Origin of the sequence: Chitinophaga sp. Ak27, from assembly GCF_012726295.1 — a bacterium.
GTDB lineage: Bacteria > Bacteroidota > Bacteroidia > Chitinophagales > Chitinophagaceae > Chitinophaga.
In genome coordinates, this window is record NZ_JABAOB010000002.1 from 516,923 (window position 1) to 529,630 (window position 12,708).

9 protein-coding genes are annotated in these 12,708 nt (G+C 49.5%); 5 read left to right on the top strand and 4 right to left on the bottom strand.

What is annotated here, in order from left to right:
* Positions 1–4 precede the first annotated feature (4 nt).
* On the top strand, positions 5–766 hold the full coding sequence (locus tag HGH90_RS09905; protein WP_169190981.1) for a class I SAM-dependent methyltransferase: 762 nt from the start codon (positions 5–7) through the stop codon (positions 764–766).
* Positions 767–840: 74 nt separating this feature from the next.
* Here HGH90_RS09905 and HGH90_RS09910 read toward each other — a convergent pair whose 3' ends face one another.
* Both HGH90_RS09910 and HGH90_RS09915 read right to left on the bottom strand, forming a co-directional pair.
* Positions 841–3,771 (bottom strand): FAD-binding and (Fe-S)-binding domain-containing protein, encoded by a 2,931-nt coding sequence (locus HGH90_RS09910; protein ID WP_248276991.1) that lies wholly within the window; start codon positions 3,769–3,771, stop codon positions 841–843.
* Positions 3,772–3,871: 100 nt separating this feature from the next.
* Entirely contained in the window at positions 3,872–4,963 is a 1,092-nt protein-coding gene (locus HGH90_RS09915) for a DUF72 domain-containing protein (protein ID WP_211172608.1), read from the bottom strand.
* A 254-nt stretch (positions 4,964–5,217) separates the two neighbouring features.
* Here HGH90_RS09915 and HGH90_RS09920 point away from each other — a divergent pair, with 254 nt between their 5' ends.
* The 3 genes from HGH90_RS09920 to HGH90_RS09930 are packed head-to-tail and all read left to right on the top strand — an operon-like array spanning position 5,218 to position 9,442.
* Positions 5,218–6,633 carry a glycogen synthase gene (locus HGH90_RS09920; RefSeq protein ID WP_168764147.1) on the top strand — a complete coding sequence of 472 codons (1,416 nt, stop codon included), beginning with the start codon at positions 5,218–5,220 and terminating at the stop codon, positions 6,631–6,633.
* A gap of 54 nt (positions 6,634–6,687) precedes the next feature.
* Positions 6,688–7,959, top strand: a complete 1,272-nt coding sequence (locus HGH90_RS09925; RefSeq protein WP_168764146.1) for a glucose-1-phosphate adenylyltransferase — start codon at positions 6,688–6,690, stop codon at positions 7,957–7,959.
* Positions 7,960–7,972: 13 nt separating this feature from the next.
* On the top strand, positions 7,973–9,442 hold the full coding sequence (locus tag HGH90_RS09930) for a glycoside hydrolase family 130 protein (RefSeq protein WP_169190982.1): 1,470 nt from the start codon (positions 7,973–7,975) through the stop codon (positions 9,440–9,442).
* Between the two features lie 14 nt (positions 9,443–9,456).
* On the opposite strand, the gene HGH90_RS09935 is transcribed toward HGH90_RS09930, so the two are convergent.
* The gene (locus HGH90_RS09935) at positions 9,457–10,458 is read right to left on the bottom strand and encodes a glycosyltransferase family 4 protein (protein WP_169190983.1); all 1,002 of its coding nucleotides are present in this window, start codon (positions 10,456–10,458) and stop codon (positions 9,457–9,459) included.
* 133 nt (positions 10,459–10,591) lie between these two features.
* Complete coding sequence (locus HGH90_RS09940; protein ID WP_168764143.1) at positions 10,592–10,831, bottom strand: GlsB/YeaQ/YmgE family stress response membrane protein; 240 nt, start codon at positions 10,829–10,831, stop codon at positions 10,592–10,594.
* Between the two features lie 188 nt (positions 10,832–11,019).
* Between HGH90_RS09940 and bshC the strand changes: the two genes are divergently transcribed.
* The gene (gene bshC / locus HGH90_RS09945; RefSeq protein ID WP_169190984.1) at positions 11,020–12,606 is read left to right on the top strand and encodes a bacillithiol biosynthesis cysteine-adding enzyme BshC; all 1,587 of its coding nucleotides are present in this window, start codon (positions 11,020–11,022) and stop codon (positions 12,604–12,606) included.
* Positions 12,607–12,708: the final 102 nt, after the last annotated feature.

The following is a 12,708-nucleotide window of genomic DNA, read 5'->3' on the forward strand; positions in this document are numbered from 1 at the left end:
CAGGATGAAAAATACAGAACGTTTCAGTACCCGCGTAGAAAACTATGTCAAATACCGGCCGCATTACCCGGCGGCTATCATTCCTTACCTGGCTAAGGAAGCAGGATTGACCCGCGACACCGTAGTGGCAGATATTGGCGCCGGTACCGGCATTTCCGCACAGCCTTTCCTGGATAATGGTAACAAGGTATATGCCGTGGAGCCCAATACAGAAATGCGGGAAATGGCGGAAAAACTCCTGCACCGGTATCCGGGTTTCCAGTCAGTAGCCGGCAGCGCAGAGTATACCACGCTGCCCGACAACTCAATAGAGCTTATCCTGGCAGGTACGGCCTTTCACTGGTTTGATCAATCCGCCACAGCGGCCGAATTCCAGCGCATCGGCAAAGATAATGCGGTCATTGTGCTAATGTGGAATGTACGGCAATCTGAACTTCCCTTTGAGAAAAGCTACGAAAAGCTGCTACACCAATATGGAACTGATTATAAGGAATTGCAGCACAGGAACGTAGGTGCGTCGCAGTTAGCCTCCTTTTTTGCGCCCGCTGCTATTCATGAAACGTCATTCCAGAATGCGCAGATCTTCGATTTTGCCGCGCTGAAAGGACGTATGCTTTCCTCTTCCTACGTTCCGGAAAAAGATCACCCTTCCTATCCCGCTATGATGAAGGACCTGGAAGATATTTTCTGGAAATACCAGGAACAGGGTATGGTGAAGTTTCACTATGAAACGAAGTTGTATTGGGGAAGAATTTTGAAGAAATAAACAGGAAATATATAAAAAGCAAGCAGGGGAATAACACGTTATTCCCCTGCTTGCTTTTTATATTATATCGATAATTACTTGAGACTGTTATACAATATCTCTACCGGGTGCAGCGCTTTAACGCCGGTACCATCTTTTACCTGGTGGCGGCAGCTGGTGCCTGGCGCCGCAATCAGCGTACCTGCGGCGGCATTGCGTACCGCGGGGAACAATACCATCTCGCCAATCTGCATGCTCAGGTCATAATGTTCGGTTTCATATCCGAAAGATCCTGCCATACCGCAGCAACCGGAAGGGATCACTTCTACGGTGTAGTTTTTCGGCAGCGACAACATCTTCTTGCTATGCAGGGCAGATGACAACGCTTTCTGCTGGCAATGTCCGTGTAATTTGATATGTTGAGGGGCATCGGTAAACTGATCCGCACTGATATGCCCTTTCTCTGCTTCGGCCGCCAGGAATTCATCTACCAGGAATACGTGTTTGGCTAATGTTTTTGCGGTGGCGCGCAGCTCTTCTCTTACCAGGTCGGGGTACTCATCCCGGAAGCTCAGGATGGCAGAGGGTTCTATTCCCAATAGCGGGACGTTTTCATTGATAACGTCGCTGAATATACGAACATTCTTTTCGGCATACTCGCGGGCCTGGCGTAACAATCCCTTCGACATATAGGCGCGGGCACTTTCCGGGTGCTCAATCATTTGTACGTCGTAACCCAGCCGGTGCAGGAGCGCTACGGCTTTGATACCAATAGTGGTATCGTTATAGTTGGTGAATTCGTCGCAAAAAAGATACACTTTCCGTTGACCGGCCGCAGCTCCCTGTTTTTCGAGCGGCCATTTTTCTTTGAACCATTTCCGCAGCGTCGTCGTGTGTAAGCCGGGCAGGGAACGTTTGGCCGCAAAGCCGGAAAACTTCCGGATGATGCCACCGGTAAAGGAATTGTTGATCACCGCATTGTACATGCCGGGAGCAATAGCTGCCAGCGCCGATAACTTCGAATAGTTACCGATCATCCGCGCACGCAATGGCACCCCATTGGCATCGTAGTAGTGCTGCAGGAATTCCATTTTCAGTTTGGCCATATCCACGTTGGATGGGCATTCGGACTTACAACCCTTGCAAGCCAGGCAGAGGTCCAGCACTTCGTAAATTTCTTTATGGTCGAAACGGTTTTCTTTGGTGCTATGGGTGAGGAATTCACGCAGGATATTAGCCCTGGCGCGGGTAGTATCTTTTTCATTCCGGGTGGCCATATAGCTGGGGCACATGGTACCACCGCTCAACTGCGTTTTGCGGCAGTCGCCGGAGCCATTACACTGCTCCGCATGTTGCAGCATGGTTTGATCCGGAAAGTGGAAGATCGTTTTGATATCCGGTGCTTTTTGTCCTGGTTCGTACCGGAGCATACTGTTCATAGATGGCGTGTCTACGATCTTATGGGGATTGAAGATATTCTCTGGGTCCCAGGTATACTTGATCTGGCGAAGCAGTTCATAGTTCTTGCTGCCCACCATCTGTTTGATAAACTCGCCCCTGAGGCGGCCGTCGCCATGTTCTCCACTGAGGGAGCCATGGTATTTCTTCACCAGGGTGGCAATTTCCTCGGCTATCTTGCGGAACAGGTGGTTGCCTTCTTCCGTTTTCAGGTTGATGATAGGACGAAGGTGTATTTCACCGCTACCGGCGTGCGCGTAGTGTACGGCGTGTAGGTTGTATTGATGCAGGATATCGTTGAAGTCGCGGATAAAATCGGGGAGGTCTTCCACCGCTACGGCGGTATCTTCAATTACCGGCACTGCTTTTTCATCGCCGGGCAGGTTGCTGAGCAGGCCCAGGCCGGCTTTGCGGAGACCCCATATTTTCTTGGTATCCTCTCCAAAGAGCAGGGGGAAGTGATAGCCCAGTCCTGCCGCGCGGAGCGTAGCTTCCAGCTTGCCGGTGATTTCAGTGATCTCCTCCCGCGTATTGCGGCAAAACTCTACCACCAGGATAGCGCCGGGATCGCCCTGTACGAAGAAACGGTTTTTACGTTGTTCGATATTGTCTTTGGTGCATTCCAGGATATAGTGGTCGATCAGCTCACTGGCGCTGGGCTTGTACTTCATCACCAGGATATTGGCGCGTAGCGATTCATCGATGGTATTGAAATGTATGCAGAGCAGGCCCGTTTCCTTGGGAGGAAGCGGATCTATATGCAGTTTTATTTCGGTCAGGAAAGCCAGCGTACCTTCCGATCCGGCAATCAGCTTACAGAAGTTGAAGTCTTCTGTACCGGCGGTAAACGGGTTGGTATCCAGCAGCATATCTACGGCGTAGCCGGTATTGCGGCGGGGAATGCTTTTCTTTGGAAATTCTCTCCGGATTTCATCCTGGAAGGTATGATTACTCAGGCTGGTGCGGATTTGCTTGTAGATGGCGGTTTCCAGCGTATCCGGACCTTCACATTTCTGGTGGAAGGTTTCCGCATCCATGCTGCCGAACACCACTTCCTCGCCGTTGCTGAGCAGGGCTTTCACTTCCAGCAGGTGTTCGCGGGTACTGCCATATACTACGGAGTTGGAGCCACAGGAGTTGTTGCCCACCATACCACCAATCATGGCGCGGTTGGCCGTGGAGGTTTCCGGGCCAAAATAAAAGCCATGCGGCTTCAGGAACATGTTCAGCTCATCGCGGATAACGCCCGGCTGCACACGTACCCAGCCTTCTTCTTTATTCAGTTCCAGTATTTTGGTAAAATTGCGGGATACGTCGGTAATGATACCATTGCCCACCACCTGGCCGGCCAGCGAGGTACCGGCGGTACGGGGGATCAGGGAGGTCTTATTTTCACGCGCAAAACGGATCAGTGTCTTCAGATCATCGATATGCTGCGGAATAGCTACTGCCAGCGGCATTTCACGGTATGCCGACGCATCGGTGGCATAGAGTGTCCGCATGGTATCGTCTGTATAAAGCGTGCCTTCCAGTTTCTGGGCCAATTGCTCTAGCTTGTCGCGCATCATGGTATATACCGGTTTTGAGAGGGCGAAATTAATACTTCAGTCCGGCTTTTTTTCGGTTTTTTCTAACGCAAAGGAGCAAAGGAGGCAAGACGTAAGGATGTTATTTTTTTGCCGCTTTGCTGCTTTTTACTTTGGCGGGCGCTTTTACAGTTTCGCTTTTGGCGGCTTTGCTGCTTTGCGGCTTCGCGGGCGCTTTCGCAGCTTTTGCAGGCGCTTTCGCAGTTTCGCTCTTGACTGCTTTGCTGCTTTGCGTCTTCGCGGCCGTCTTCGCAGTCTTTGCCGGCGCCTTCACCGCCGCGTCCCTGGTAACAAAAACTGGCTTCTTTACGGTGATCCCGCATACCGCCTCGAACTTTTCTGTCATATACAACGCCAATTCCGGTGAAGTGGCCTCATCATGCATGTGCATGAAAAAATATACTTCTTCCAAACCCTTATCCAGCCAGTATTTGATACGGTTGGCCCAGTCGTCGATGCGGGTATAATCTGTTGGATGCAGGCTATTGCCCACAAACCGGATGAATATCTTCGGAACGGTTAAGTGCATATGGGCAATATCTCTGCGGCCGGCGGTATCGGTAATAATAGCGCCTACATTGAGTTCCCGTAGCTTATTGAAGAGTTCCATCCGCACGGCCTCGTCTTCAAACCATTGCGGGTGACGCAACTCCACGAAAAACTGGAGATCCTTCGGCAGGGAAGCCAGGTACTGGTATAAATTATCGCGTTTCGCAGGGCCAAACTTATCACTCAATTGCAGGAAAATTGGCCCCAGGTGCTCCCCAAAGGCCAGTACGCCCTCCAGGAAAGCCGTGGTTTTGTCGCCGGCATTGATCAGCGTACTGAAATGGCTGATGCTTTGCGGTACTTTAGGACAAAACTTAAAATCCATGCCTGCCGCTTTAGCGTCCCATTTGGCAATGGTAGCCGGGCCATAGATCTGGTAATGCGTGGCATTGAGCTCAATACTGTTGAAGTGCTTTACATATTCATCCAGGAAATTGGCTTCCTTGGTACCCTGCGGATATATTTTCCCAATCCACTCTTTTCTTCCCCACTTGGCGCAGCCCAGGTAAGTAAGCGGATGCGCTACCGGACGGCCTTTTAGCACTTGTTTATTGAACACCGGTTCGGCAGGTAGTTTAAAATCAATATCTGATAACATAGCTTCTGGAACGCGACCAAAATCCATAAAGGGGAATTTAAGGGTGAGCAGGAAATCACATGACGATACAAAGATAGGGGAAAGCATAAAGCAGACAGCTGATAGCCACAAGCGATGATAACGAATGGTAATACCGTTTTAAATATCTCCAAAGATTATTCGCGTCAATTAGCTGTTTACTTTGTACCTGGTGCTTTTTGTGAAAAAATAATATTTTTTTACAGCTCCTTTGTTTTCTTGTTTTTACAGTTTAACTTAATAAAGATTATCAATTAATTAGCATGGAAATTTTACACATCAGCGCGGAATGTTACCCGGTAGCCAAAGTAGGCGGGCTAGGTGATGTGGTGGGGGCATTACCCAAATATCAGCACCAGTTGGGAAATTTTGCCAAAGTAGTGGTACCCGCTTACCGGACGAAGTATTATGATACACATGAATTTGATGTGGTACACCAGGCCGGTATGTGGCTGGGGCACGACTGGTACCACTTTAATGTATTAAAAGAGAGAAGTAACGAACTGGGATTCGACCTGTATCTGGTAGATATCCCCGGTTTGCTTGATACGCCGGGCGTGTACGGTTATCCAAATGATACAGAACGCTTCCTGGCTTTCCAGATTGCTGTGCTGGACTGGATCAACGAATGGCAACATCAGCCGGATGTGATTCACATCCATGATCATCATACCGGGCTTATCCCGTTCCTGATGTACTATGGATATAAGTATGGCCGTTTGAAAGATATTCCTTCCGTGCTCACCATTCATAATGCCCAATACCAGGGCCAGTTTGGTTGGGATAAGCTGTACCTCATTCCTTCATTTGATCTGTGGAAGTCGGGCCTGCTCGACTGGGGCGGGGCCATTAACCCACTGGGAGCAGCGATTAAATGCGCCTGGCGGGTAACCACCGTATCGCCGGGTTACCTGGACGAGTTGTTTTATAACGCCAACGGCCTGGAAAGCCTCATCAGCCAGGAAAAAGATAAGATGGTAGGGATTTTGAACGGGATTGATACGGCGGTATGGGACCCGGAAGCTGATCATATGTTGCCCGCCAATTATGATATTGACACTATGGACGATGGTAAGCACCAAAATAAGGAACAACTCTGTGAACGGTTCGGATTGGATGCCTCTCTGCCACTGATCGCCTTTATAGGCCGGCTGGTAGGCGATAAGGGCGCCGATCTGCTGCCCGAAATTATCAGCCGTTCCTTGCATGAGCTTCCTGGGGAAGTGAATTTCCTGGTGCTAGGAAGTGGCGACCCGCATATTGAGTGGGCCCTGCAGCAAACCCGGCAAGCGGTTAGCTATGGTTTTAATGTACATATAGGATACGACGAATCCTTATCGCACCTGATCTATGCCGGCGCCGACTTCCTGTTAATGCCTTCCCGGGTAGAGCCCTGCGGGCTTAACCAGATGTATGCGCTCCGCTATGGCACCATACCCATGGTACGTAGTACCGGAGGATTAAAAGACACGGTAATCGACTTTGGAGACAACGATGGAGTAGGTATACGATTTAACCAGGCAGGAGTCTGGGACGTTTGTTATTCCGTAAAACGGGCTATTGAACTGTATCACGATCCTGCACACCTCGAAGAAGTCCGTCTGAGAGGGATGAAGCGGGACCATTCCTGGGGAAGCTCCGCACAGCGTTACCTCAGCATGTACAGCAGCATGAAGTAATATGACATTGCATATTAAATTTTGAACGATGATCTTCTAAAACCAATTCCATTTATGACAAATGATGTAATATCCATTATTCTCGGAGGTGGGGCCGGCACCCGCCTATATCCGCTTACCCGCCGCCGTTCAAAGCCCGCGGTGCCCCTGGCCGGTAAATACAGATTGGTGGATATTCCCATCTCCAATTGTTTGAATGCTGAACTGAACCGCATCTTTGTACTGACGCAGTTCAACTCGGCCTCCCTGAACAAACACATCAAAAACACGTACCACTTCAGCAATTTCGACAAGGGATTTGTGGACATCCTCGCGGCGGAACAAACCCCTGATAACCCTACCTGGTACCAGGGTACGGCCGATGCGGTGCGACAGTGTCTTCACCACATGGAAAACTTTGAGTTCGAATATGTACTCATCCTCTCCGGTGACCAGCTGTACCAGATGGATTTTAAAAAGATGATCCGCCATCATATCGATACCGGCGCGGAAATTTCCATCGCCACCATCCCGGTGAGCGCCAGGGATGCTTCTGATTTCGGTATTTTAAAGCAGAATGAAGAAGGCGCTATCGTGTCATTTACGGAAAAACCATCCCAGGCAGTCCTGCCGCCATGGGCGTCGGAAGTAAGCGAAGAAATGCAGAAGGAAGGACGTATCTACCTGGCCAGTATGGGTATCTATATTTTCAGCCGGCAGGTGTTGTTCGACATACTCAATGATAAGCCCGATGCTACCGACTTCGGTAAGCAGGTTATCCCGCAGGCCATAGAAGCCCAACGCCGCATTTTCAGCTACCAGTATGAAGGCTACTGGACCGATATCGGGAATATCCAGTCATACTTTGAAGCCAATATCGGCCTCACAGATGAAATCCCGCTGTTTAACCTCTTCAATGAATCTCAAACCATCTACTCCAGGGCCCGGATGTTGCCCCCCTCAAAAATTTCCGGTACCATGGAGAAAACAATGATCGCCGATGGTTGTATTATAATGGCAAACCGGCTCGAAAGGGTCGTGGTAGGCATACGCACCCGCATCGGTAAAGGCACCGAAATCAGCAATGCCTATATTATGGGAAGCGATTACTATCAAACCCTCGATGAAATTGAAAAAGCCAAAGCCCAGGGCCGGCCATTTATGGGCATCGGTGAAAACTGCGTGATCAACAATGCCATCGTCGATAAAAATTGCGCCATCGGAAACGGCGTACATATCAACGGAGGTAAGCATCTGGCCGACGGCGATTTTGAAAAGTATACAGTGAAAGACGGCATTGTAGTTGTTAAAAAAGGAGTAATCCTGGAAGACGGATTCAGTATTTAACAAAATCAGTAACATGCGACTGTCAATAGAGCGGAAATCTACCAAGATTTACCCCGATCTGAAACGGGTGGTAGCAAGATTTTTCTTCAACGGAGAAGCCAGGGCTAAATCCATCATTCAATTGGTAGCCGCCATGAGCGATGCGGAAGTAGACATAACTATTATGCCTATACTAAGAGAGTTCTCCCGTCGCCATAGAAATATTACACGCATTTTTGAACGGCATGCCGACCGGCTCCGCCACCTCTTTCCCAGCCTCAACCTGAATTATGATAGCCTGTCACACAAACGAAAGTTGTTGACAGGCTCTTATTTCACCAACGAATATTCAATCGAATCTGCCGCCTTTTTCAATCCCTCCCTCATCGAAGATATAGACCAGAGCGGACTGGAAGAAGGCGAAAAACGCGTGATCATGAGCTTCCGGGCCGTGGGAGAAGGACACGTTTCTTCCATTGCCTTTCGCTCCGGTGTCATCAATAAAAATAACGAAATCTCCCTGGTATCGCCCGGCAACTATGTGGATGAGGCAGAAATTATCCGCAATTCCAGGTACCAGAAACACACTTTCTTTCAAAACGCCGTATCTATCCGCTTGCCGGACTCCGTTATGCAGGAAATACAAAACAGCCTGCCCGATGAGTTCGAGTACCTGTCCCTCAAAAAAGTAATCCGGGAAATGCAGCAGCGATTCCAGGTAGACCACCTCCTGAAGAAAGGCCTGGAAAGAATGCTATGGTTGGCAGACTCCTACTATGAGCTGAATTTTTCACTCGATACCGACTTGTCCGACCGGGTTATTTTTCCCTATTCAGAAGCGGAAAGCAGGGGGATAGAAGATGCCCGCTTCGTGAAGTATACCAGCGAAAATGGTAATGTAACCTATTATGCCACCTACACGGCGTACGATGGGATTACCATTCAGCCCAAACTGCTGCAAACAAAAGACTTCTATAATTTCAACATCATGCCGCTTTACGGAGAAGGCGCACAGAACAAGAACCTGGCGCTGTTTCCCCGCAAGATAAACGGTAAATACGTCATGATTTCCCGTATTGACGGTATCAACGGCTACATCATGTATTCCGATAAGATCAATATCTGGGAAAATCCACGACTGTTACACCGCCCTAAATATGCGTGGGAATTTGTACAGGTAGGAAATTGCGGCTCGCCGATAGAAACACCCGAAGGATGGCTGGTGATTACCCATGGCGTTGGCTCTATGCGTACTTACTGCATAGGAGCCAGTTTGCTCGACCTCAACGATCCGGGCCGGGAGATAGGCCGCCTGCGAGAGCCCCTGCTCATGCCCAATAAAGATGAGCGGGAAGGATACGTACCCAACGTGTTGTACTCCTGCGGCTCCATGGTACATAACGACGAACTCATTATCCCTTATGGTTTATCTGACTACGCGTCGGGATTTGCCGCCGTAAACCTCGAGAAATTGCTCTCCCAGATAAAAGCCGATGGTGTCTAAATCTCCCCCGAAAACTACATACGGGCATACAATGCCAGGTATTGCGCCACCATTTTTTCCATACTGAAATTTTCCCGGGCATGTACATGACATTGCTCCCGGCTGATGGACTGTAAGGCGGCCACGCGCGCTATGGCCTCGGGGAGGCTGTTGACCAGGAAGCCGGTTTGTCCGTCTATGATCAGCTCCGGCATCGCTCCGCGGTTGAAGGCGATCACGGGAGTGCCACAAAGCATGGCCTCCGCTACACTCAGCCCAAACGGTTCCTCGAAACGAATCAGGTGCAGTAACGCTAAAGCCTTACCCAGCAAGGCGCTACGCTGGGCGCCGCCAACGGGTCCCAAAAACTTGATCTGCTCCTGGTCAACAAACGGCAGTACTCTTTCCCGGTAGTACCGCTCATCTTGTATAATACCTGCTATCACGAGCTGTAACCCGGTATGCCGCGCCACCTGGATGGCTTCGTGCGCGCCCTTATCCGGGTGGATACGCCCGTAATACAGTAAGTACTTATCTGCCTCAGGTTCGTAAGGAAAATCAGCAGTATTGATCCCGTTGTAAATAGTAGCCGCATATTGCAGCGCCGGATGGCGGTCGGCATTACTGATAGATACATACCGGCCTACATCGTTATACCGCTGGTATACCGGGATTATTTTGGGAGAAGAAAAGCCGTGGATGGTGGTCACCATCGGCGTTTTCACCAACCGTGAATAGGTAAGGGGTAAGAAATCGAAATGGCTGTGCAGGATATCAAAATTCCCCGCCTGTTCCATGAAATAACTGATATGCATACACTCGGTTACTTTGGCATCGGCGTCCCGGTCTTCTTCATACCCTTGGGGACAGATGGCCGCCAGATGTCCGCTGGTATGTGAATCGCCCGTAGCAAAGAGGGTTACATCAACGCCCCGGGCTACCAGTCCTTCTGCCAGGTTGCTGGCCATTTGTTCCCAGGGACCATAATGCCGGGGAGGCGTACGCCAGGCTACCGGCGCCAGTATAGCTATTTTCATGGATGGGGTGTTTTTGGGGAGAGATCCGTCAAATCAGGGGCCAAAGCAATACGGTCGTCAGCGACGGAAAATAAATATGCAACACCTCTCCGGGAAAAGGTGTTGCATGTGACGGTAATAATGGAGTAATTACTTAGCCCCGTTTAATAAGCCTGATCAGCCAGATCAGGATAATAGATCCGACTAAAGCGGTGAGCAGTGAGCCAATAAGGCTGCTGCCCATGTGTATGCCCAGCCGGCCAAATATCCAGCCGCCAAACCAGCCGCCAATAACACCCACAACGATGTCTATAATAATCCCAAATCCTTCTCCACGCATAATTTTACCGGCCAACCATCCTGCAATGCCGCCAATTATCAGAGTCCAAATCATAATGAATGCATTTAGTGCTAAATTGAATATACTACTAAAATTGAATATATAAATAAATCACGGATGGCGAACCGAAAAATTAATTTTGGATCACGTTCTAACTATTTAACTAACTTCGTACATTCAAAAATTTCGATGTATTGGCACGCATCGTTCTATAATTGATCATTTGTAATTCACAACTCAATATGCTGGAGTATATTCCTTATGGGAAAACTGGTTATTTCAACCAGCTGGTAACAGATTTTTTAGCCGAGCATTCGCAGATCAGACCGTTTTATACCTATTCTCCCGTACATCCGGACTTTGGAGCGGCCATCCAGGCCAGGCAAGGGTTTAATACACCGCGAGCCGAACTGGTAAAGGCTTTGGAACAACAGTATGCTTCACTCGAACCGGCAAAAGCCGTACAGGATAATGTTACGGCGCTGCTGCAACCCACTACCTTTACGGTGTGTACCGCCCATCAACCCAACATCTTCACTGGGTACCTTTATTTCGCCTATAAGATCCTGCAAACGATTAAGCTTTGCCAGGAGCTGAAACAACAATATCCGCAGCACCACTTTGTACCGGTATATTATATGGGTAGTGAAGATGCCGACCTGGAAGAACTGGGCAGCATCTACCTCGATGGTAAAACCCTTACCTGGAATACCGGCCAGCAGGGCGCTGTAGGACGTATGCATCCGGGCGGACTGGAAGCGCTGCTCACCGAAGTAAAGCAATCGCTGGGCTATGCCCCCCACGGCGCCGGGCTGATGGAACTGCTCCAGAAAGCCTACCTCGAACACCGCAATATCCAGGAGGCCACTTTATACCTGGTACACGCGCTCTTTGGCCGCTTTGGCCTGGTAGTGCTGGTTCCCGATAATGCTGCCCTGAAGCGTTTGTACATTCCCGTTATGAAGGATGAACTCTTCCACCAGGCCTCCCATGCAATCGTAAATGAGACCATGGAAAAATTGTCGACACATTATAAAGTACAGGCCAATCCCAGGGAAATAAACCTGTTCTACCTGCAGGACGGCAGCCGGGAACGTATTGTGCAGGAAGGCGGGGAGTGGAAAGTATTACACACCTCGTTGACTTTCACCGCCAGCTCTCTCGAAGCAGAACTGGAAGCACACCCCGAAAGATTTAGTCCCAATGTTATTTTACGCGGCATGTTCCAGGAAACGATCCTGCCCAACATCGCGTTTATTGGCGGTGGCGGCGAAATTGCCTACTGGCTGGAACTGAAACAGCTGTTTGCCCACTACGGCGTGCCTTACCCGGTGCTGCTGCTGCGCAATTCCCTGCTGCTCACCGACCAGCCGTCTATGCAGCGTATGCATAAACTGGGACTCAACGCTACCATGTTGTTCAAGCCAACGGAAGATATCGTGAACGACTATGTGAAACAACATACTAACACATCGCTGGTATTGAAGGATGAATATACCGCGGTGGAACACTTATTCGATGCCCTGGAAGCCAAGGCGCGTAATATTGATGTAACCCTGGTGGCTACTACCGCTACAGAAAGGAAGCGGGCGCTCAAAGCCATCGGTAAACTGGAACATAAATTCCTGCGGGCAGAAAAGAAAAAGTTTGCCTGGCAAACTGACCAGATCAGGGGCGTTAAAAACAGGTGGTTCCCTGCCGGCTCCCTCCAGGAACGTAAGGAAAACTTTATGCCTTGGTTTGCCCAGGAAGGCCCTGCCTTCTTCGACAGGATACTGGCTGCGTTAACGCCCGTAACCGACCAGTTTACGATTTTAGGAGAAGATTAAAGGAGATAACTTAATAAAAAAACAAGCGCCGGTAATATGCTTACCGGCGCTTGTTTTAAATATCTCATTATTAATTACTTATAACGATATGCCGCAATAAAA

What these genes read in the sequence shown, in the direction of transcription:
- HGH90_RS09910 (WP_248276991.1), bottom strand. Translation starts at nt 3,771, where the DNA reads ATGATGCGCGACAAGCTAGAGCAATTGGCCCAGAAACTGGAAGGCACG.
- HGH90_RS09925 (WP_168764146.1), top strand. Translation starts at nt 6,688, where the DNA reads ATGACAAATGATGTAATATCCATTATTCTCGGAGGTGGGGCCGGCACC.
- bshC (WP_169190984.1), top strand. Translation starts at nt 11,020, where the DNA reads ATGCTGGAGTATATTCCTTATGGGAAAACTGGTTATTTCAACCAGCTG.
- HGH90_RS09915 (WP_211172608.1), bottom strand. Translation starts at nt 4,963, where the DNA reads ATGGATTTTGGTCGCGTTCCAGAAGCTATGTTATCAGATATTGATTTT.
- HGH90_RS09905 (WP_169190981.1), top strand. Translation starts at nt 5, where the DNA reads ATGAAAAATACAGAACGTTTCAGTACCCGCGTAGAAAACTATGTCAAA.
- HGH90_RS09930 (WP_169190982.1), top strand. Translation starts at nt 7,973, where the DNA reads ATGCGACTGTCAATAGAGCGGAAATCTACCAAGATTTACCCCGATCTG.
- HGH90_RS09935 (WP_169190983.1), bottom strand. Translation starts at nt 10,458, where the DNA reads ATGAAAATAGCTATACTGGCGCCGGTAGCCTGGCGTACGCCTCCCCGG.
- HGH90_RS09940 (WP_168764143.1), bottom strand. Translation starts at nt 10,831, where the DNA reads ATGATTTGGACTCTGATAATTGGCGGCATTGCAGGATGGTTGGCCGGT.
- HGH90_RS09920 (WP_168764147.1), top strand. Translation starts at nt 5,218, where the DNA reads ATGGAAATTTTACACATCAGCGCGGAATGTTACCCGGTAGCCAAAGTA.